The sequence below is a fragment of the Pedobacter humicola genome (genome assembly GCF_056490705.1).
In genome coordinates this window covers 342,293-363,970 of the sequence record NZ_JBWJIG010000005.1, presented here as the reverse complement: position 1 = coordinate 363,970, position 21,678 = coordinate 342,293, and the positions used below count along the sequence as shown (strand labels likewise).

General features: G+C 37.9%; 17 protein-coding genes. 11 read left to right on the top strand and 6 right to left on the bottom strand.

Features of this window, described 5'->3' with window-relative positions; translation table 11 throughout:
- The first annotated feature begins 13 nt into the window (after positions 1-13).
- Positions 14-478, top strand: coding sequence for a hypothetical protein (locus AC04Q1_RS11225; protein WP_316846328.1), 465 nt, complete (start codon positions 14-16; stop codon positions 476-478).
- A 136-nt stretch (positions 479-614) separates the two neighbouring features.
- Here AC04Q1_RS11225 and AC04Q1_RS11220 read toward each other — a convergent pair whose 3' ends face one another.
- Entirely contained in the window at positions 615-2,393 is a 1,779-nt protein-coding gene (locus AC04Q1_RS11220; RefSeq protein ID WP_478364607.1) for a M61 family metallopeptidase, read from the bottom strand.
- A 410-nt stretch (positions 2,394-2,803) separates the two neighbouring features.
- Between AC04Q1_RS11220 and AC04Q1_RS11215 the strand changes: the two genes are divergently transcribed.
- The 8 genes from AC04Q1_RS11215 (at position 2,804) to htpG (ending at position 13,127) form a co-directional block, all read left to right on the top strand.
- Positions 2,804-3,901 carry an efflux RND transporter periplasmic adaptor subunit gene (locus tag AC04Q1_RS11215; RefSeq protein ID WP_478364605.1) on the top strand — a complete coding sequence of 366 codons (1,098 nt, stop codon included), beginning with the start codon at positions 2,804-2,806 and terminating at the stop codon, positions 3,899-3,901.
- Positions 3,902-3,939: 38 nt separating this feature from the next.
- Positions 3,940-4,302, top strand: coding sequence for an efflux RND transporter permease subunit (locus tag AC04Q1_RS11210; protein ID WP_478364603.1), 363 nt, complete (start codon positions 3,940-3,942; stop codon positions 4,300-4,302).
- Entirely contained in the window at positions 4,302-7,412 is a 3,111-nt protein-coding gene (locus AC04Q1_RS11205) for an efflux RND transporter permease subunit (protein ID WP_478364601.1), read from the top strand. The genes AC04Q1_RS11210 and AC04Q1_RS11205 overlap by 1 nt, the downstream gene beginning before the upstream one ends.
- 1 nt (position 7,413) lies before the next feature.
- Positions 7,414-8,724, top strand: coding sequence for a TolC family protein (locus AC04Q1_RS11200; protein WP_478364599.1), 1,311 nt, complete (start codon positions 7,414-7,416; stop codon positions 8,722-8,724).
- A gap of 17 nt (positions 8,725-8,741) precedes the next feature.
- Positions 8,742-9,605, top strand: a complete 864-nt coding sequence (locus AC04Q1_RS11195) for an N-acetylglucosamine kinase (RefSeq protein WP_478364597.1) — start codon at positions 8,742-8,744, stop codon at positions 9,603-9,605.
- A gap of 116 nt (positions 9,606-9,721) precedes the next feature.
- Positions 9,722-10,114 (top strand): response regulator, encoded by a 393-nt coding sequence (locus AC04Q1_RS11190; RefSeq protein ID WP_316846335.1) that lies wholly within the window; start codon positions 9,722-9,724, stop codon positions 10,112-10,114.
- Positions 10,115-10,213: 99 nt separating this feature from the next.
- Positions 10,214-10,951, top strand: a complete 738-nt coding sequence (locus tag AC04Q1_RS11185; RefSeq protein WP_478364595.1) for a DUF4241 domain-containing protein — start codon at positions 10,214-10,216, stop codon at positions 10,949-10,951.
- Between the two features lie 289 nt (positions 10,952-11,240).
- Positions 11,241-13,127, top strand: a complete 1,887-nt coding sequence (htpG, locus tag AC04Q1_RS11180) for a molecular chaperone HtpG (RefSeq protein WP_478364593.1) — start codon at positions 11,241-11,243, stop codon at positions 13,125-13,127.
- A 128-nt stretch (positions 13,128-13,255) separates the two neighbouring features.
- On the opposite strand, the gene AC04Q1_RS11175 is transcribed toward htpG, so the two are convergent.
- Both AC04Q1_RS11175 and AC04Q1_RS11170 read right to left on the bottom strand, forming a co-directional pair.
- Positions 13,256-13,750, bottom strand: coding sequence for a type I restriction enzyme HsdR N-terminal domain-containing protein (locus tag AC04Q1_RS11175; protein ID WP_478364591.1), 495 nt, complete (start codon positions 13,748-13,750; stop codon positions 13,256-13,258).
- Positions 13,751-13,771: 21 nt separating this feature from the next.
- Entirely contained in the window at positions 13,772-14,146 is a 375-nt protein-coding gene (locus tag AC04Q1_RS11170) for a hypothetical protein (protein ID WP_478364589.1), read from the bottom strand.
- 357 nt (positions 14,147-14,503) lie between these two features.
- On the opposite strand from AC04Q1_RS11170, the gene AC04Q1_RS11165 reads away from it, so the two are divergent.
- Positions 14,504-15,247 (top strand): LytR/AlgR family response regulator transcription factor, encoded by a 744-nt coding sequence (locus tag AC04Q1_RS11165; RefSeq protein ID WP_478364587.1) that lies wholly within the window; start codon positions 14,504-14,506, stop codon positions 15,245-15,247.
- Positions 15,248-15,251: 4 nt separating this feature from the next.
- On the opposite strand, the gene AC04Q1_RS11160 is transcribed toward AC04Q1_RS11165, so the two are convergent.
- The gene (locus AC04Q1_RS11160) at positions 15,252-15,398 is read right to left on the bottom strand and encodes a hypothetical protein (RefSeq protein WP_478364585.1); all 147 of its coding nucleotides are present in this window, start codon (positions 15,396-15,398) and stop codon (positions 15,252-15,254) included.
- Positions 15,399-15,827: 429 nt separating this feature from the next.
- Between AC04Q1_RS11160 and AC04Q1_RS11155 the strand changes: the two genes are divergently transcribed.
- Positions 15,828-16,658: a sensor histidine kinase gene (locus AC04Q1_RS11155; protein WP_478364583.1), complete on the top strand. Its 831-nt coding sequence runs from the start codon at positions 15,828-15,830 to the stop codon at positions 16,656-16,658.
- Here the strand turns inward: AC04Q1_RS11155 and AC04Q1_RS11150 are convergent.
- Together AC04Q1_RS11150 and AC04Q1_RS11145 are read right to left on the bottom strand one after the other, a co-directional pair.
- Positions 16,655-19,456 carry a lantibiotic dehydratase gene (locus tag AC04Q1_RS11150; protein ID WP_478364581.1) on the bottom strand — a complete coding sequence of 934 codons (2,802 nt, stop codon included), beginning with the start codon at positions 19,454-19,456 and terminating at the stop codon, positions 16,655-16,657. The genes AC04Q1_RS11155 and AC04Q1_RS11150 overlap by 4 nt on opposite strands.
- 214 nt (positions 19,457-19,670) lie before the next feature.
- Positions 19,671-21,671, bottom strand: a complete 2,001-nt coding sequence (locus tag AC04Q1_RS11145; protein WP_478364579.1) for an OmpA family protein — start codon at positions 21,669-21,671, stop codon at positions 19,671-19,673.
- Positions 21,672-21,678: the final 7 nt, after the last annotated feature.

Genomic DNA, 21,678 nt, shown 5'->3' with positions numbered 1-21,678 from the left:
AAACATTTAAATTATGAAAAAGTTATTTACAATTTTAGGATGCATTGCATTGTTTGCCCTTACCACTACAACCGTTAAAGCTCAAAACTATAAAACCGGACTAGGTTTGGGTATAGATTTTGGAGATGGCGCAACATTGGTTGGTCCTTCGATCAGACATCACTTCAGCTCAAAAGCAGCTATTCAAGGTGATGTTTTATTTGGTGGAAACTCTACTATTATCCAGGCTTTCCTTCAATACAATTCTTCAATCCCTGGAGCAAAAGGTTTAGATTGGTATTTAGGTGGTGGTCCATCTATTCAATTGTATGATGGCGGTTCTAGTTTCTATTTAGTTCCAATGGTTGGTTTAGATTACAAATTCTCTGGCGCTCCACTGGCCCTGGCTTTAGACTGGAGACCAAGACTTTATATCGGAAGCAACGATAGCGATTTTAACGCTGGTAGATTTGGCTTAGGCTTTAGATATACTTTCTAGGCAAAGCGTTCGGCGCACGGCGATAAACGCTTAGCTTACAGTATGATATAAAAAATCCCGTAAGAAATACATCTTACGGGATTTTTTTATGAAGTTTATGTTAACTGCTATTTGAAAACTTTTAACCGGAGACTGACTAAATCCCCGTCCATTTTTTCAACACGGCCTTTTGAGCTGGTGTTGCATTTCCGTTTATGGTTGCTTGTAAACGTACGCTCGGGTTTTCTTTTAAGGTTAAAGAAATTTCTTTTTCTAAGCCATCGCGTTTAACTTTTAGTTTCAACACATCTCCGATGTTCTTTTTGGTTACCAAAGGCAATATATCCAGTGATATTAAAGGGCTTCTTAACCTTATAGTTGATAATGCATCACTTAAAGAAGTCTCATCTAAGCTTAGCACCACATCGTTCACATTTAACCCGCTGATCCAGGCAGCAGAATTTCGTGTTGTTGAAGTAATTACCAGGCCTTCGTTGGTTAACTGACCTGAAGCACCTGTAACCGGTTTACCTGGCGTTGCATTTTCCGTTGAAACATCAACACCAGCGTAACCAAAATATTTTACATACTCGGCATCATCAACGCCATTCACATATTTTGCCCAGAAATTGGTAAAGCTTATTCCTGATATTTTTTCTACCATGGCTTTAAATTCTGCATCGGTATAACCACGTTTCAACGTTTTACATTGTAAATACATGGCTTTCATCACATCATCCAAACTTTTGGTGCCTTTTGTTGCATTGATGATTTCGAGATCCATCAAAATTCCGATCACTTCTCCTTTGTTATAATAAGAGATCGAATTGTTTTTAGAGTTCTCATTCGGGCGGTAACCAATAATCCAGGCATCGTAACTGGAAGCAGCAGCGGATTGGTATTTCGCACCCGGCGTATTTAATACGGTTGCCACACCGCCAGCCAGGTCTTTCAAAAACTCATTTACATCTGTAAAACCTGCCCTGTGCACATATTTATTTTCGTAATACGAGGTAAAACCTTCGGCCACCCAGAGATTGGTGGTATAATTCTCGTTATCATAATCGAATGGACCTAATGCTACCGGGCGCAGGCGTTTCACATTCCAAAGGTGATGATACTCATGCGCCACCAAACTCAAAAAGCCTTTGTACCCTTCAGCAGTATTATAAGCATTTCTGCTTGCCCCTAAGGTAGTAGAGTTTAAATGCTCCAGACCTCCACCTCCTTTTAAAAAGTTATGTACAATAAAAAGGTAATATTTATTTGGGTTTTCGCCATAAACTGCAGTTTCCTGTTCTACAATTTTAGCCATATCAACCTTAAGTTTTTCCTTATCGTAATTGCCACCACCGTACATGGCTACCTCATGGCGAACACCAGAAGCCATAAATTCGAAAATATCCTGATTACCTACTTCAATAGGGCTATCGTAAAGAATATCAAAGTCGGTCGCTTTATAAGTAAACTGTTCACCAGCAACAGGCGTTAAACCAGTAGACACTTTACTCCAGCTGTTAAAAGGAATGATTTTTACCGTACTTGGCGATTTGATCAAACCATCAGGGTGCATAAAAATCCCTGTTGGGGATAAAAAGGCATGTGACTCATCGATAAAAGGTGTACGTACCGAAATCTCAAATGCATAAACACGGTAATTGATCTGAATATTTGCCGCTTTTGCCGAGAAAATCCGCCAGGTATTTTTCCTTACCTTTTCTACTTTAACGGTTTTTCCTCCAGCGGTAGCTTTAAATTCTTCAACACTCTTTTCGAACTCACGTACCAGATAAGAACCTGGTGTCCAAACTGGCATTTTTACATCAACGTAATCTTTTGCCAATCCAGCAATATTCATCTGAACTTCAGCATAGTGTGCCTGTGGTTCTTTAAAGGAAACCTCAAAGCCTATCTTTACTTGCGCCTTCGCTGCCATAATACACGTTAGTAATAAAACTAAACTAAAAATTGATTTTTTATTAAACATATTCACTTGTTTTGCTGCAAATTTATATTTATTGATGAGGTTTTAGAACAAAATAGCTAAATGTGGTGTAAAATAGTTGTTTCGCTTTGCCTTGCACAAGGCGTTGGCGATTTAAAGAAAACAAGATAAACTTTGGCACTTAAGGTGCATCAAACCCCAATTTACTGATTATTTCATAGCGAAAGCCTTATTATTTTGTCCTCAGACTTCGGACTTCCGGCTCCCAACTCCGGACTAAAATCGGTAACATCCTTAATACAACAAATTTAGGACTAAACTATTTGAATATTTTTGCGCTCTAATTCTGGAACATTAATCTTATTTTTAATGTTCGGAATACGCACGACACAAATATAAACATGAAGAAAAGGTATATTATCTATGCTGTTTTAGCGGTGGGCTTGGCCTATCTGGTATATTACAGAATTAACGCAAACAAAAAGCTGGAAGGAAAAGGCGGGGCATCTGCAGGCGCGGGAAAAGGTAAAGCAGGCGCTAAAGATGGAAAATCGGCGCCACTGGTGGTAGATGGCGTTGTAGTAAAAGCAACATCATTCGATAACGATTTAGAGGTTACCGGCGCTATCGATGCCAACGAATCTGTTGTATTGAAGAGCGAAGTATCTGGCCTGGTTACCGGGATCTTTTTTCAGGAAGGCACAACCGTATCAAAAGGAAGCGTACTGGTAAAAGTAAACGACCGGGATATACAGGCACAACTACAAGATGCATTGACTAAACAAAAACTTTCGGGCACAAATGAAAACCGGGCAAAACAACTTTTAGCGAAAGGTGCAATCAGTCAGGAAGAATACGATACTTCTTTAGCCGATCTAAAATCATTACAGGCACAAGCCCAACTCATCAGGGCGCAATTGGCTAAAACGACTATCCGTGCACCTTTTACTGGTAGAGTGGGTTTACGCAGCATTTCTGCAGGTACTTATTTAACACCAGCAACAGTAATTGCCAATCTGGTAAGCACCAACCCGGTTAAAATTACTTTCTCGGTTCCTGAGAAATATGCCGGGCAGATTAAACTGAATTCGGAAATTACCTTTACCACTGATGGTTCTGCTAAAGAAAATAAAGGAAAGGTGTATGCCATAGAACCTGGTATTAATGCGGCAACCAGAACATTACAGATCAGGGCCCTGGCACCCAATGCCGACAACCTACTGTTACCGGGTTCGTTCGCTAAAATTAAACTGGCCTTAAATACCCTTCAAGATGCCATTCTTATTCCCAACGAAGCAGTAGTTCCTGTTTTAAAGGGTAAAATTGTGTATATCCAGAAAGATGGGAAAGCACAGGAAGTTAAAGTTGAGGCCGGAACCCGTACCGATGAAAACATCGTCATCACCTCAGGATTAAAAGTTGGCGATACGGTATTAACAACCGGATCGATGGCTTTAAAGAAAGATGCTCCTGTAAAAGTTCATCTGGTTAAACAATAGTGATGATGATCTCAACCGGGGATATAAAAAAAACAGCCTTGATTACGGCAACAAATATGGCTTTTGGAATGGTTAGCTGTAAGCAAACTCCTAAAGAGCCAGCCGTGATGCGGGTGTATGTATCTCATGCTGAGGCAGATTCGGTTGCCATAAAATTGAAGGTTTTGGATCCTTTGCAAAAAGAAATTTCAAACATTAGTAATATCCATAAAATATCAGCGATAGCTCAAAATGGGTATGGCAATATTATAGTTGAATTTAATATGAATAGAAATATAGACAGTGCAACGGTAGACATACAGAACAGATTGCTTATCATGAACGCACAATTACCAAAAGAAGCTAAAGTATATAGTTTTAGGGTGAATAACGAGGATAAAAAAAATAAAAACAATCAATAATGAGTATCTCCACCACGAGTATAAAAAGGCCGGTTTTGGCTATTGTGATGAACTTATTGATTGTCCTTTTTGGGATAATCGGTTATACCTTTCTGGGGGTTAGAGAGTATCCATCTATTGATCCAACCGTAGTTTCGGTAAGGACTTCCTATCCGGGTGCGAATTCCGATATTATAGAATCGCAGATTACCGAACCTTTGGAGAAATCGATCAATTCGATTGACGGGATCCGGAATATCTCTTCATCCAGTAACCAGGGAACGAGTAATATCACTATCGAGTTTAACCTCGATAAAAACATTGAAGAAGCCGCCAATGATGTGCGCGATAAAGTATCTCAAGCCGCGCGTACCTTACCAAAAGATATCGACGGCTTACCGGTAGTAAGTAAGGCCGATGCCAACTCTGATCCGATTTTGTCGATGACGATCCAAAGTGATAAACGCAATACCTTAGAATTAAGTGATTTTGCCGAAAACGTAATTGCAGACCGTATCCAAACCATTCCGGGAGTAAGCAGTGTGCAGATTCAGGGACAGCGGAAATATGCGATGCGCATCTGGATGGACCCGAATAAACTAAGTGCTTATGGCTTAACTTCGCAGGATATTGTTACCGCTTTAGACAATGAAAACGTAGAGCTTCCCTCAGGTAAAATAACTGGGGCAACCACAGAGCTTACGGTTAAAACTTTAGGAAAACTGACCAACGAAAGCGAATTCAACAACCTGATCTTAAAAACAGACAGCAACCAGGTAATCAAATTAAAAGATGTTGGTTATGCCGTTTTAGGTCCGGAAAATGAGGAAACCATCTTACGCGAATCGGGCAAACCGATGGTGGCTATTGCCATTATTCCGCAGCCCGGTGCGAATTACCTTGATATCAGTAAAGAATTTTACAACCGTTTTGATAAATTAAAGGCTGATATCCCTCAGGATATTAAACTGAAGGTTGCTTTAGATAATACGCTCTTTATCAAACGTTCGGTTACCGAAGTAGCCGAAACCATTGGTTTATCTTTGGTTCTCGTAATTTTGATCATCTATCTGTTCTTTAGAGATTGGGCGATTGCATTCAGGCCTTTGATCGATATTCCGGTATCGCTGGTTTTCACTTTCTTCATTATGTATGCCTTTGGCTTTTCGATCAACGTACTGAGTTTACTGGCTATTGTACTGGCAACGGGTTTGGTGGTAGATGATGGTATTGTGGTTACCGAAAATATCTTTAAAAAAGTAGAAGAAGGTATGTCGCCAATTGAGGCTGCCATTAAAGGATCAAATGAAATCTTTTTTGCGGTAATCTCGATCTCCATTACCCTGGCAGCTGTATTTTTGCCCGTAATTTTCTTACAGGGTTTTGTTGGCCGCTTATTTAGAGAATTTGGGGTCGTAATTGGTGCAGCCGTATTGGTTTCGGCTTTTGTATCGCTAACCCTTACTCCAATGCTGAATGCCTACCTGATGAAAAAAGGCGGACATAAACCATCCAGATTTTACAATTGGACAGAACCTTATTTTGTGAAATTAAATGATGCTTACGAATCAAATCTGAATAAATTTTTAGATAGAAGATGGCTTTCCATCCCGATTATTTTGGTGTGTATGGGCCTCATTTTCTTGTTCTGGAAGGTTTTACCAAAAGAAACAGCCCCTTATGATGATAGAAGTGCAATAAACATCAATGCAACCACGCCAGAAGGTGCATCATTTGCGTATACCGATCAGTTTATTATGAAACTGAACCAACTGGTGATTGATTCCGTGCCTGAAAAAAATGTAAACATTACCATTACTTCGCCAGGTTTTGGTGGATCGGGATCTGTAAACTCTGGTTTTGTACGGATGGGTTTAACCGATCCTGAAGATCGTGAGCGCTCGCAAAAAGATATTGCCGATATGCTGACCAGGGTGACAAAAAAATACACCGAAGGTAAAACCATTGTAAACCAGCAACCTACAATATCTGTTGGTCGCCGTGGTGGATTACCGATCAGCTATATCATCCAGGCACAAAATTTCGAGAAGTTAAGGGAGAAAATTCCTTTGTTTATGGATGCGGTTTCGAAAGACCCAACCTTTACCATATCTGATGTGAACCTGAAATTTAACAAACCCGAGATTAACTTAACCATCGATCGGGATAAAGCTAAAAACTTAGGTGTTTCCATCTCGGCCATTGCCCAAACACTTAATTTAGGTTTAAGTGGACAAAGGTTCTCCTACTTCTTCATGAATGGAAAACAGTACCAGGTGATTGGTCAGTTCGACCGTGGAGACAGAAAAGATCCTCTGGATCTGAGTTCGGTTTATGTACGTAACGACAAAGGTGAACTGGTTCAGCTCGATAACGTGGTTACGGCCAAAGAAGAAAGTAGTCCGCCGCAATTGTACAGGAACAACCGTTTTATCGCTGCCACTGTTTCGGCAGGTTTAGCACCGGGAAAAAGCATTGGCGAGGGTATCGACGCGATGGATGCCATTTCTAAAAAAGTTCTGGATGAAACCTTTTCTACCGATTTAAGCGGGGAATCGCGGGATTTTCAAGAAAGTTCTTCGAATACCTTCTTTGCCTTTGGTTTGGCACTTTTACTCGTTTATTTAATCCTTTCGGCACAGTTTGAAAGTTTTAAAGACCCGATCATTATCATATTAACCGTACCAATGGCTGTTGCAGGTGCATTTTTATCGCTCTGGTTATGCGGACAAAGCTGGAATATTTTTAGTCAGATCGGTACCATTATGCTCATCGGTCTGGTAACCAAAAACGGTATTTTAATCGTGGAGTTTGCCAACCAGCTAAAAGAAAAAGGTATTCCGATCCCGGAAGCCATACGGGAAGCCGCTGTTTCGCGTTTGCGCCCCATTTTAATGACCAGTTTGGCCATTGCAATTGGTGCCTTACCTATTGCCCTTGCTCTGGGCGCCGCGGCAAAAAGCAGGATGAGTATGGGAACAGTAATCGTGGGCGGTACATTATTCTCATTGGTGTTAACCCTGTTTGTAATCCCTGCCATCTATTCCTACTGGGCTAAGCCATACAAACCAAATAAAGAATTAAAAGAAGCCCATCGTTTTGAACAAGAAGCTTTACATACAGAAGAATAAGATGAGCAAGAAATTAAAAATATTTATCCTGTTGTTAAGCTTATCCCTTTCGGGTTTTGCGCAGGAAAAACTGAGCCTGCAGGAGGCGATAACTGTTGCTTTACAGAATAATTACGATATCAAGATCAGTAAAAACCAGATCGATATCGCAAAAAACAATGCCAATATTGGTAATGCCGGCATGTTGCCTAACCTTACGGGAAGTTATACCAATAGCGGAAGTATCCAAAATACCACACAAACGCCAGCTACAGGTCCCGACCGGGTAATTACAGGTGCCAAAAGTACCAATAACAGTTATGGTGCCGATTTAAAATGGACCATTTTTGATGGCTTTAGCATGTTTGCCAATTACGACCGTTTAAAAGAACTGCAAAAGCAGGGTGAGCTAAATTCCCGTTTAACCATACTGAATACCGTTGCCGACGTGATTACGGCTTATTATGATATCGTAAGACAGCAACAGCTCGTTATCGCAGCCGATAGTGCCATGGATGTTTCGGTACTGCGTACCAACATTGCCAAAACGAAATTACAACTTGGCCGAGGTTCTAAACTGGATGTATTAACTGCACAGGTAGATTACAATACGGATACTTCAAATTATCTGCAGACCAAAAATGCTTTGCAGGTAGCTAAAGTGCGCTTAAACCAATTAATGGTGAGAGACATTAGCACTGCATTTTCTGTAGACAATAGTATTGATGTAGATAAAGGCATCTTATTCTCTAAAATGGCCGAAATGGCCGAGCAGCAGAACCCAAATGTACAGAATGCCTTTATTAATCAGCGGATTGCTTCATTAAACTTAAAATCTATACGTGGGGCAAGATATCCCTCCATTAGCTTAAATTCGGGCTATAGCCGGGCAAACAGCACCAGTCCAACGGGCTTTAACCAGAAGTTTGCCGCAAATGGCTTTACGTATGGCGTCACCGCAAGCATCAACCTGTTTAATGGTTTTTTACAGCGCCAACAAGAACGCAATGCGAAGATTGAGATCGACAATTCGACACTTACCTTAAACAAAACCAAGCTCGATGTCAATTCACAGCTGCTAACCGCATACCAAAATTACAGTACCTATCTGGATCTGATTAAATTAGAGCAAAGGAATGTAGACATCGCAAAAGAAAACCTCGATATTACTTTAGCCAAATACCGTTTGGGCAGCATTGCACCGTTAGAGTTAAGAGAAGCACAACGTAATGCAATTGATGCACAGAACCGTTTCATCGAAATGCAATATCAGGCTAAAATAGCGGAAACAACACTGAAAGAAATCAGTGGAAATATAAATTTATCTAATTAATTTTTATATTTAATCCCATGATACTTGTTGCAGATAGTGGCTCATCAAAAACCGATTGGATGGGCTATCATAATGGTGAAACCATTAAATTTAGCACCCCTGGAATAAACCCTTATTTCTTAAGTGAGCAAGAAATTACCAAGCTGATTGCTAAAAACGAATCCCTGGTACAACATGCAGATGAGGTAAAAGAAATCTATTTTTTTGGTGCGGGTTGTTCTTCGCCAGATAAACATGAAGTAGTTTCAAACGGCTTATCAGCGGTTTTTGGAAACGCCTTTATTTCTGTAGACCATGATCTTTTAGGATCGGTATACGCTACCTGTGGTAATGCCGAAGGTTTAAATTGCATTTTAGGTACAGGTTCGAATATCTGCTACTTCGATGGAAAGAAAATCCACGATGGTCATCATGGCTTAGGTTATGTACTCGGCGATGAAGGTTCCGGTACTTTCTTCGGTAAAAAAGTGCTGTTAAGTTACCTTTACAATAAAATGCCTGCAAATTTAGCAGCCGAATTCAAAACAACTTTTCCTGCTGATAAAGAACAGATTATTACCAATGTTTACCAAAAACCTTTTCCAAATATCTATTTAGCGGGTTTTAGTCGCTTTATGGCCAGCCATAAAGACCATCCATTTATTCAGGGTATTTTAAGAACCGGTTTCCAGGAATTTGTGGATACCAATGTTAAAGACTATCCCAAACATAAAGATGTTCCTTGCCATTTTGTTGGTTCTATAGCTTACTATTATCAAGAAACATTAATTTCAGTACTGATCGAAAATGGTATCGAGCCTGGAAAAATCTTACAAAAACCAATTGAAGATCTGTTCAATTTCATCTTGCATAAAGAAGGTATTGTAAAACAGGCTAGTTAAATTGAGCATCTATTTTTCTGCAATTATAAATTTATTGTTAAAATATTCTTAAGATTGTAAACATAACCACACTAACTGTTGTTATATTTTTAATAGCATATAAATTGCTGGCATATATGAAGAGAATACTGGTAGTAGACGATGATATTGAGGTTTTAGAAACCATACAATTGATACTGGAAATCGGAGGCTTTAAAGTCTCGGCACTTAATGATGGTGAAGAAATTTTTAACAGGATCGAAAATTTCAACCCGGATTTAATCTTACTCGATATTTCTCTTGGTCATATTGATGGTCGCGTTTTATGTGAGCAGTTGAAATCGATAGAAAGCACTTCGAAAATTCCAATTTTATTGATTTCTGGTTTGTACGATCCAAAAGATTTTACCACCTTAAATTACGGTCAGGATGATTTCTTATCGAAGCCTTTCCAAATGGATGTATTGCTTAAAAAGATCACCAAAATTCTTTCACTAGAAGAAGACAAGCCAAGTTTTCATTTGAATTAACTTTTATCCAACCAAAAATATTAGCCAGGAAGACCATAAATTTTCCTGGCTTTTTTATTTTTATGTCCAATTTATCTGTATAACTCAAAATTAAACATAATGATACCAAGCGAAACGTGGTTAAAAACCTGGAACGAAAAACGGAATCTGTTGGCTTGCCCCAATAACCTTAACGATTATTTTGAAGAAACAGTTGTAGCGGGTAAAAAGATCGATCACCTCGAGCTGGGCAGTGTTTCTATCCCAACAGGTGATATTTTGGTTCGCGATCCATTGGTTTATATCCAAAAAGATGCTGAACCCTATTTAATAAAAGTACCTACAGGAGAATTTCCTGTAACAGCAGCTGTTGTGGTACCCGATGATGAAGATTGCGCACGTTACGCGGCCGTGAAAGTACGATTTACTGCTTACGACGCTATCAGGTTTGAAGAAGCGTTAATCGGAACCGAAGATCTGGTTGATTTTAATGAGGGCGAATTTTTCGGATTCAATGTTGACGCAGGTTTAGGTTGTGTTTTGGATAAGGAAACTTTGAAACATTTCTGTGCCTTTCAGGATAAATTTAATAAAGAAAATCCTGGTAAAAACTTATATGATGATTATTTCGCAGCACTTTTCGCCACCAATTACGCCGAAAACCCTACTTATCAACGCGAAGGCGGTGACTGGATCAATTGGAAGATTCCTGATACAGAATATCATATCCCATTTTTTCAAAGCGGCTTTGGCGATGGTACCTACCCTGTTTATTATGGTTTTGATATTGATGGCAATATATGCTCGCTGATTATCCAGTTTATTGATATCGAACTGGCATATGGTGAAGAAGAATAGATAACAGGAAAGGGAATAATGGGTGGTTTGGGCCGCAGACGAAAGGATCAAAATAGATCTGAAAAGAAATCTGATAGCTATTAGATCAGGATGACACATGAGGAGATTAAGATTTATTAAGGAGAAACGCTAAATACTGTAGGCACACCCTTACTTTATAATCCGTCCACCCTTTTGCATCTCACATTTTCCATTATCCATCTTCTATCCAGCACTGTCATTTTGGCAAACAAATTCTTTTGGAACAGCCCTTGTTATGCAGGATATAGATTAAACAATTTATTTACATATGAGCATACAGGAAAAAGGAAATATCTCGATACATACCGAGAACATCTTCCCGATAATTAAGAAATTTTTATACTCTGATAACGAAATTTTTCTTCGTGAGTTGGTTTCTAACGCAGTAGATGCTGTTCAAAAAATTAAAAGACTAGGTTCATTAGGTCAGTTTAACGGAGAAGTTGGCCAGCCGCTGGTACAAGTTGCTGTTGATAAAGACGCAAAAACCATTACCATTAGTGATAACGGTTTGGGAATGACTGCCGAAGAGATCAAAAAATACATTAACCAGGTTGCATTTTCTGGCGCAAGTGAGTTTGTAGAAAAATTTAAAGATGCTAAAGATGCCAACGAAATCATCGGTAAGTTTGGCTTAGGTTTCTATTCAGCTTTTATGGTAGCTGATTTAGTAGAAATTCAAACTTTATCATATCAGGATGGTGCTGAGCCTGCACGTTGGGTTTGCGATGGCAGTACTGAATTTGAAATTACTGAGGGTACTAAAACCAGCCGTGGTACAGATATCATTCTTCATGTAAACAAAGATTCGGAAGAGTTTTTAGAAGAAAACAAACTTCAGGAAATCCTTGATAAATATGCTAAATTTTTACCTGTTCCAATTAAATTTGGTACCAAAACAGAATCTGTTGAAGATGGTGTTGATGAAGAAGGCAAAGCAAAATTCGTTGATGTAGCGGTTGATAACATTATCAACACCACCAATCCGATCTGGACAAAAGCTCCTGCAGATTTGTCAGACGAGGATTATTTGAGCTTTTACCGAGAATTATATCCATTTAGCGAAGAACCATTATTCTGGATTCATTTAAATGTTGATTATCCATTTAATTTAACGGGCGTATTGTATTTCCCTAAGTTGAAAAACGACTTCGAAATGCAACGCAACAAAATCAAATTATATTCCCGTCAGGTATTTATTACGGATGAAGTTAAAGATATTGTCCCAGAATTTTTAATGTTGTTACATGGTGTAATCGATTCTCCGGATATCCCATTAAACGTATCACGTAGTTTCTTACAGGCTGATAGCAACGTTAAAAAGATCAATAACTACATCACTAAAAAGGTTGCTGATAAATTGGGCGAATTATTTGCTAAAGACCGTAAAGCTTATGAAGATAAGTGGAAAGACATTGGTCTTTTTGTAAAATACGGCATGATCAGCGAAGAGAAGTTTTATGATAAAGCCAAAGATTTTGCTTTGGTTGGCAACACTAAAAATGAGCTTTTCACTCTACCAGAATACAAAGAGAAGGTATCTGCACTTCAAACCGACAAAAATGGCACAGTGGTTTATTTATACACCAACGATGCTGCTAAACAAGATGCTTTTATCCAGTCGGCCAATAAAAAAGATTACGATGTTTTAGTCCTGGATTCACCTATCGATAACCACTTTATTAATCAGCTGGAACAGAAACTAGAAAAAACATCAATTAAACGGGTTGATTCTAGCGTTGCAGATAAATTGATTGAAAAAGATGAGCAAAATGAGCACGTTTTAACGGAAGATCAGGTGAAGGAAGTAACTTCAATCTTTGAAAAGGCCATTACCAAACCAGGTATGCAGGTAGAAATTGTGGCTTTACACCCTGAAGAGTTACCTGTTACCATTACCATGGATGAGTTTATGCGCCGTATGAAGGATATGGCCGCAATGGGTGGCGGAATGGGCTTCTACGGACAAATGCCGGATAACTATAAGGTTGCCATTAACGGAAACCACAAGTTAATCAGTAAGATTTTAAAGTCTGATGAAGCTGAGCAAAGTACTTTAGCTAAACAGGCGGTAGATTTAGCGCTGTTGGCACAAGGCATGCTAACCGGTGCAGAATTAACAGCATTTGTAAGCAGAAGCGTGGAGCTGATTTAATTAGGCAACCCTAATAATACAATAAAAGGGAGAAACCGATTTGGTTTCTCCCTTTTATTTTTAGATGCAGTTAGGGCATAAAAAAAGTTCCGATGTGATCGGAACCTTTAAGTCAATATTAATATTTTTTAGCTTACGATTGGTGTTTGCTTTTGATCTACATTAAAGTAATCTTTATGGTCTTCGATCATTTTAGCAATAGTTGCTGCTTTGGTATCGGTTAGTTTGAATTCGAACAAAGGCTCTTGATTTTTCTTCGATCTCACCATTTTCTCTGTATAGAAACGGTATACCAAGCCATTTGTTAATAAGCCATATTTCGCTTTTGTTTTGCGGAAATATTTAGATAAACGCGAATCATGGATATCTAAATTCTCATTATGGTGTTTACATTCAACCAAAATTGTTGGCTCACCATCTTTCATAATGGTATAATCCACTTTTTTACTTTTTTTAACCCCAAAGTCTAACACTGCTTCAGACTGAACCTCAGATGGGTCGAATCCTAAGATTTGGATAAAAGGCATTACCAACGCATTCCTTGTCAGATCTTCAGATTGTACCTGTGGAAGCATTTTCTTGATTCTTACGGCAAATTGCCCAATTTCATCTTTTAATTCCATGTTATTATCTTTTATAGGTGGTTAGTTTTTTAAATTGTATTGATTGAATACCGAATTTGCTGTAGTGATAATTTGATCTAAACTTTGTTTATCAAAAAAGTTTCTGTTCAACATGTCAACCATGTAGGTTAATTTGTTGATATCAGTTGCTTTCATGGTAAACTGGAAGCTTTTCAAACCATCTTTAATCGCTTGTTGAACAAAATTGCGGACAACCAGGAAAGACTTTCTGAATGCATAATCGCTATCAAGTTTTCCTTTTACAAGACTAGGTACATCAAGATTGCTATATTCATTCTGCATTCTCTGATACATATCTGCGTTGATTCCCTGACTTTTAAGAATCCCCTTGTAGTAGATTTTATTAAGTAAGTATTCGTATTCGTTGTGTTTCATTTGGCGATAGATAGATGTAGGGGAATATTTCTTTTTGTTTTTCGGTATTTTTTAATTCTTCTTTAAGTTTTAATAAAATCTAAAACCCAGTGTTGTATGGCCTGTTTTTATTTTCTTATCCACAGGCTACACAATAATGGGCAGGTAGATGTTTATTTGTTTTTGGCAAACAGTTTAAAGATTACAAAAAGAAGTTTGTTAGGTAAGTTTTTTACATCAACCCCGTAGAATATTACACGAAACCTATAGTTTTTTTAGACGAAACCGAATTGAGTTTTTTTTTAGCCCATTTGCTAAATCAATTCATTTTTATTTAACTTGCATTCAAATCAAATAAAACAAACATATTTAATAAACATGAATCTAAAATGCGTTGTTATAGACGACGAGCAACACGCAATTGAGGTATTAACAGACCACATTGCAGAAATGCCGGGACTGACAATTTTTAAGACCTTTACCAGTCCTGTGCAAGCACTTACTGAAATAAGCACCGATGATGAGATAGATTTATTGTTTATGGATATTGACATGCCCGGCATCAATGGCTTAGAGCTTGCGAAAAATATTAGGGAGAAAGCCAAATATCTAATATTCACAACTGCTCATCCAGATTATGCCCTGCAAGCATTTGACGTACAATCGGATCAATACTTACTTAAGCCTATATCTTTCGCAAAATTCGCGCTGGGTATCGATAGGATTTTAAAAAAAGAAGCCAATAACGTTAAGGCTACTTACAAAGAACCCGATCAGGTGGCAGCCCTCTATATTAAGGGTGATCACAAATATGCTTTTTCTAACATTGCCATCGACGAAATACTTTACATTAAGGCCCTGCAAAATTATATACAGATCATAACCAAATCTGAAACGCATACCACTTACCTTACACTTAAGGAAATTGAAAAAGCCTTAGAAACTCACCCCTTTATCCGCGTTAACAAATCTAATATTGTTGCTAAGTCGGCTATCAAAAAGGTAGATGGAAATATTATCCGTCTGGTAAATAATGAAATGATCCAAATTGGCGAAGGTTATAAAGAAACTTTCTTCACTTATGTACAGAACAGTTTATTAAAATCCAACAGAAATCAATAGTATATTAAAATACAATATTACTTACTGTTGCATTGGTGATAATAGTTTGACCCTGATCAGTTGGAACGGTAGAAAAATTGTTTTGGTCTTTAATGTTTTTATAAACGAAAACAGTTTTTTTAACAAGTTTGGTAGTATGCTGAGCTTTCATGATAATGTGTTTTATGTGTGATTATTTATTGTTGTTATTAATTTCTGTAAAGGTGCAACTCAAAATACAACGCCACTATTTTTTTACACAAACCCCCTATTTCAGGAGACAAAAACCCTATTTTAATAGTTAAAAAGTAATAAAATGATCTTTTTCAACCTCAAAAAATTCTTTCAAAAATATAAACTTCATTTTTTTATCTGGGGAATCTACATCATTTATGACATATTTATTCTAGGTCTATTCCAAAAATCTTTTCTGCAACCAGGCGTTTATATCATTATTTACTTTAGCAATATTTCTGTTTTTTATGGTTATTCTTTTTTTATAAATAAGATATTAAATAAAAGAAAGGATTCTTTAAAAGTAATAAAGATTTCGTTACTGATATTACTGGCCGGTTTATCATATATTTCTATTACCTTTCTATTGAGCGCATTATTTAGGAAAATTGGATTAATTGTAGGATCGACACCATTAACACTGAGCAAGGCTTTTGTTCTAAGCTGTGTTTACCGCTGCTTATTATATGTTGGTTATGCAACTGGGTATGTTTACATTATTAAATCCTTTCGTGATCAAAAAAGGGTTGAAGCCCTGGAACGGCAGAACCTGGTTACCCAAATAGAAAAGCAAGCTTTAGAAAACGATTTGGTTCAATCACAGAACAATTACCTCCGCAGCCAGATCAATCCGCATTTTCTATTTAACACGTTAAACTTTATATATAATGATGCCCGCAAAAAGGCGCCAATGGCTGCAGATGCGATTATGAACCTGGCCGAAATGATGCGTTACGCTTTAAAACGGCCCGAAGCATCTGAAATGGTTCCATTGAGTGAAGAAATTGAGCAAATTGAACATTTAATTAACCTTCATAAACTCCGGACAGCCAATACAATTAATCTGGAACTTGAAGTAACGGGAGACTTATTCGGATTAAGGTTTCCACCACTTATCTTGTTAACACTGGTAGAAAACATATTTAAGCACGGAAATGTTTCGCACTCTACCCAACAGGCACTCATTAAAATCGTTTATGAAAATGATCACCTGGATATCACAACCATAAACATGATCAATGATAATAAAGGCAAACAGACGGAAAGCCACCATGTAGGGATAGAAAATATAAGCAAACGCCTGAACAATTTCTATGGTAACGATTATATATTCAAATATTATAAAGACGCGCTGAACAGGTACATTACTGAGATCTCTGTAGATATTGTTAACCCGATGGCGAGATTAAACCGCTAAACATTCATTGCATTTTTACGCTGAATATCTTTTACCAAAAAATAATACATCACCATTTCGTGGGTGCGTTGATCTTTATTGAAAAGCCTGTTTACATGCATGTGCATTAAATCGCCAAATAATTTAATCAGTTTTTCTGGTTTCACCAGTTTAAGGTTATAAACGAACGAAGTATAGAATATTTCAAATTTTTGCTGCTGTGCTTCTGTCAATACGTGAACATCTGCCTTTCTGAATGCTTGATAATGGCTATTTAACTGCTTAAAATCTGCGGCATCCATCCGGTGTTCCTGATTAAAGGAATCTGAGAACAATCTGATCATTTTACTTGCTGCCTGTTGATCCAAAACCCTGGATTCAACAATTTTCGACACCAGTGCTGAACAGATCCGGTATTTATCAAAATGATCAGGCTGTGTTTCAAAAAGCGATAGTACAAATTCGCTGTCAACCGTAAAATGTTGTTCAACACTTTCAATCATCTCGCTGCCATAACGTTCCAGCTCCCGCTTATAGATTTTGATCTGCACATCAGATACCAGACCCGGATTTAAGAACAAAGCCAAATCATCCATCAGGCTTGAAGTTAACCTTTGTGCGTTAAGCTTATCGTGCAACAACACTCTAAACCGAATGTGGTTTCCATTCTCATTGTAACGGATAAAAAACCATTTTTTGATATCGGCTGAATGGTCTGTTAAAAATGGATGGATTACCTCTGCCAAAATCTGATCAGACCTTTGTTGATGACAATAAATTTCGAAATAGAGCCATTCTTTACCTGGTGGAAAATATCGGGTTACATCAGCCTGCTCTAAAAGTGGATTTAGTCCGGCGTAAATCTGTTCTTGATGACCAATACTTAAAATAAACTGGGCAAGATAAGGTTTCGATCCTTCATCTACTACAATATTATTTTGCGGCAGGTTAAATTCTTCAATGTAAATACTGGTCTGCTTCTGCATATATTGAAGAAAAGCATTGATATCACCATCATCATGCAGTGCAAAACATAAGGTTTGATCGGATAAACCGGCTTTGAAATAATTACTTACTCCTATACTTTGAAGATGGGCACGGCAAAATTCTATAGATAAATACTTTTGATCTGCTCCTAATAAATCTTCTTTTTTAACTTTCCATTTGCTACAGCTTAAAACAATATTTTGATACTGTAAGCGCGGATAATAATCTAAATCAGGGAAAAGGTTCTCGAGCGATAAAGACAGACCGGTAAGCAGCCCCTGATGCTGTAAATCGCACAGCAATCTAAATACAGATAAATCTGAACGGGAATAATTATAAGCTGAAGCCATTCGAGGCACCAGACGTTTGTTTAAGGATTTAGAGCGGAGCATCACTTCAGTTCCAATGATGGAAATCTGAATATCATTTAAAGCAAGTGGTGTTGTTGAGGTATCAAAATTTAAGATCGATAATTGGTGACCGTAAATTAATTTCCGTCTGTTTACATTATCTACATTGGTTTCGACCATATAGGCTACATCGAAAAACAGCACATCAGGATTTGCCAGTTGTTCTGCATCAGCAATATTTTTGGCATAAGTTTCTACTGCCTGGTTTGCCATGGTAAACCGGCCAGTTAACGCATTCGAAGTGGCGCCCCCTATCTGCTCTGCAAAGATCAGATCATCATGAACAGCCATCACCATGCTGATCGAATTGGGCAGAGAAAATGGTTTTTCATTGGGCTTTAAGGAAAGTTTATTCAATAAAAGGGGTTTACCTTTTTCAAAACCTTGTGCAAACATTAGGGTTTTAAGGGCAGATTTAATACTTTCTGACTCTGCACTAGGCTTGGTTATTTTATTGTTTAATTTGGCAATAAAATCATCATTTTGGTTGGCCTGCTCCAGCTCATCATAGCCCACCCCCATTTCAGGATCGAGTGCCAGCAGTAAGGGTACCTCTTGCTCTTCGAACTTCTTTTTAAATCTGGCTATGAACTTACTTAAGGCTTCGCGATCATTCGCGGGCAAAATACCCTGTAGTGTTTTAATCAATCCCGGAACGGCCTGAAGTAACCTCTCATCAATATTTCCTGACAGAACTGTTCTTTGTGCAATCAGGTATTTTGGTAATTCTTCGGTAGCGGTAAGTCCCAATCGCTCGAAATAGTCTTTTCCTATAATATTGGGATCGTAATCGGTGAACAGGAGCTGCAGATCGTGCATATCCTGAAGCAGACCAAAAAGATTATCAATTTCATCATCTTTTAAGTTTAATTCTTTAATCAGATCGATTGCATGTACCGGTTTTAAACAGGCGGTTAATATCTGTATCACAAAATCATCGTGATCGAGTTCTGCGAGTTCGAAAACGCCATCTGCACAAGCAATGTAACGGATACTGTTCGGTGTTGAATAATAACTGCTGTTGCTAAACAACAGGCAGTTCTGCCGTAACAGACCAGCCAATGGGAATTGAATAGTATTCTTGTACGGCCAATCGATCAGTTCGCATATTTTTTGATCCTTTTCGATTACAATTTTGCTATCAGACAGTTTTATCGCATCATTTAACAAACTAAAACCGGCAAACGTACCATAAGGCGTAGAACGGAATTTCGCCCGGTTAAAATATTTCCAGATGGTAAAATAAACTTTGGGCGGAAGATCGGTTAATTCGCTTGCATTTACTTCTTTTATGGTTTCATAAAAGGCAGCCGAAGCTATTGAAATAGCTGCTTTCAATTCCTCCCAGCAATCTGCCAATTCAGATTGATATGAAAATTTAGGTGTTCTAAAAATTACAGTTGGTTGGATATTAAGCTTCATTGCGTTTAAATGATCTGCGAAAATTACAAAGATTAATTTAAAAACAGATGATCAGTTTTCAGTGGGCATTTTTAAGTTTTGAGTTAATTGCAAAGTGTGAACTCCACGGCACAACAGATCGGGACTATAATTCCCGACCAGCGCATAATACTTATAAAAACAAAAAGCCATCTTCCTGAAGAGAAAGATGGCTTACCGGGATGTTAATCGTATTTTATTTTTTGGTCACTTTAAATTCTGTTCTTCTGTTTTTTGCTCTTCCTGCAGGGTTATCCTTTTTCTTGCGTTTAACTATAATTTCGTTTGGCGCAATCGGCATTGATTCTCCATAACCTTTCGAAGTCATTCTGGCAGCAGCAATGCCTTTACTCTCTAAATAATCAGTACAAGATTTTGCTCTTCTGTTTGATAAATCCAGGTTATACTCGTCAGTTCCAATGTTATCGGTATGAGACCCTAACTCGATTTCCATTTCAGGGTTATCTTCCATAATCGGGATCAGGAAGTCTAACACTTTTTTAGAAGGTTCGGTTAATTCGGCACTGTTAAATTCGTAATACACATTCTCTAATGCCATTGGGATACCGATTTTGAAAGGACTTAAACAGTAATCCTTATAAACTAAAGTATCTGCTTTTGCCAGTTCTTCGTAAGCATAGTTTTTGGTTACGGCAAAGTAGTTATCTTTTGCGAAAAGCAATTTGACCGGCCTTTTCGAATCTACTTTAAACTTATATACACCATCGGTACCGGTTGTAACTTTTTGTGTGCCTTCCGCATTGCTCAGGGTTACATTGGCACCCGCCAAAGGCAATTTGGTTTTACAATCAGTTAAAATTCCCGCAATTGACAGGTATTCTTTTTTTAGTTCAAATATTTCTAAACAGCATGACGATTCGCGATCAGAACTAATGTACCCTTTCGTTCCTTTGTCATCAGTTGCAGTGAAGTAAAGATCATCTTTTGATGAGTTGAATGGATAGCCTGCGTTTTTTGGAGTTGTCCAATTTACAAGATCACCTTCTGATTCAAAGAAATCAAGACCACCAAAACCTATTCTGCCATCGGTACTGAACAAAAGCTTTTTGGTTAATGAGTTATAATAAGGTGCGCGCTCATCATCTGCGGTATTAATGCCTGGACCAAAATTTACTGCCGGCCCCAGAGATCCATCTTCACGAACGGTACAGTACCAAAGATCATATTTACCATAGCCACCGCTTCTATCAGAAGAGAAAAGAAGGAACTTACCATCACCGGTAACAAAAGGTTGTGATGAATTAAAATCTTTACTGTTTACCTGTAAACCTACCGGTTGTGGATCAGCCCATTTATCGCCAGTTTTTTTCGAGCTGTAAATCGCATATTTTTCTTTGTCTTTCCAGGCCGTAAAATATACGGTATTGCCATCTGGCGTAAAAGCAGCTGCAGCAATTTCAGTGTTTTTAGCGAAGCTGATATCAATTTTTTTCACCGCAATATCAGCTGAAGTTAATTCACCTTTAGTGGCATAAATGCTGTTGATAAATGGATTGGTTTTGGTTGACACCTGAATTTCTCCGGCATCTGTTTTAACCATGTCTTTTTTACTACCCACTGCAACCGGACGTGATGAGGTAAAATATAACTCATTGTTGATTTTAACAGCTGCATAGTTAGATCCTAAACCATTCACATTGCCAGGTACTTTTTTAACCTGAACCATACGTGGGAAACGCATTTCTTCGATTGCAAACTTACATGATTCGATTTCCTTCTGTGCATCTTTAGCCAAAGCATCGCCCGGGTTTCTTTGGATGAACTGTTGAAAAGCATCGATTGCAAGGCTAAATTTCTTATTTGCCCTTAAGCTTTCTGCATAATAGAATAACGCCTTTTTAAAACGTGTATTGGTAAAGGTTATCGCTATCGCATAATATTTTTCAGCCTCATTAAATTCTCTATATAACCTGCTAGATTCTGCAAGGTTATAAATCGATCCTTCATAATCTTCTGCTATTTTATCTTCTTTCGCTGATTTTCTTTCCTTACCGTAGGGTAAAATGGCCTGGGTGCTATCGCCAGTAATTTTTAAGGCTTTCTTATAAAAAGTAGATGCAGCATAATAGTCCTTATTTTCGAAATAAGTATCTGCAACCTTTTTATAATTTACCACAAACTGTGCGTTTGCAAAACCGCCAAATGCCACTAACAAAAAGAGTAATATTTTTTTCATTTGAATA

Bases quoted from the DNA above. Each gene is read 5' to 3' on its own strand.
- AC04Q1_RS11205 (WP_478364601.1), top strand. From the start codon at position 4,302: ATGAGTATCTCCACCACGAGTATAAAAAGGCCGGTTTTGGCTATTGTG.
- AC04Q1_RS11190 (WP_316846335.1), top strand. From the start codon at position 9,722: ATGAAGAGAATACTGGTAGTAGACGATGATATTGAGGTTTTAGAAACC.
- AC04Q1_RS11165 (WP_478364587.1), top strand. From the start codon at position 14,504: ATGAATCTAAAATGCGTTGTTATAGACGACGAGCAACACGCAATTGAG.
- htpG (WP_478364593.1), top strand. From the start codon at position 11,241: ATGAGCATACAGGAAAAAGGAAATATCTCGATACATACCGAGAACATC.
- AC04Q1_RS11150 (WP_478364581.1), bottom strand. From the start codon at position 19,456: ATGAAGCTTAATATCCAACCAACTGTAATTTTTAGAACACCTAAATTT.
- AC04Q1_RS11145 (WP_478364579.1), bottom strand. From the start codon at position 21,671: ATGAAAAAAATATTACTCTTTTTGTTAGTGGCATTTGGCGGTTTTGCA.
- AC04Q1_RS11195 (WP_478364597.1), top strand. From the start codon at position 8,742: ATGATACTTGTTGCAGATAGTGGCTCATCAAAAACCGATTGGATGGGC.
- AC04Q1_RS11225 (WP_316846328.1), top strand. From the start codon at position 14: ATGAAAAAGTTATTTACAATTTTAGGATGCATTGCATTGTTTGCCCTT.
- AC04Q1_RS11160 (WP_478364585.1), bottom strand. From the start codon at position 15,398: ATGAAAGCTCAGCATACTACCAAACTTGTTAAAAAAACTGTTTTCGTT.
- AC04Q1_RS11215 (WP_478364605.1), top strand. From the start codon at position 2,804: ATGAAGAAAAGGTATATTATCTATGCTGTTTTAGCGGTGGGCTTGGCC.
- AC04Q1_RS11220 (WP_478364607.1), bottom strand. From the start codon at position 2,393: ATGGCAGCGAAGGCGCAAGTAAAGATAGGCTTTGAGGTTTCCTTTAAA.
- AC04Q1_RS11200 (WP_478364599.1), top strand. From the start codon at position 7,414: ATGAGCAAGAAATTAAAAATATTTATCCTGTTGTTAAGCTTATCCCTT.
- AC04Q1_RS11170 (WP_478364589.1), bottom strand. From the start codon at position 14,146: ATGAAACACAACGAATACGAATACTTACTTAATAAAATCTACTACAAG.
- AC04Q1_RS11185 (WP_478364595.1), top strand. From the start codon at position 10,214: ATGATACCAAGCGAAACGTGGTTAAAAACCTGGAACGAAAAACGGAAT.
- AC04Q1_RS11175 (WP_478364591.1), bottom strand. From the start codon at position 13,750: ATGGAATTAAAAGATGAAATTGGGCAATTTGCCGTAAGAATCAAGAAA.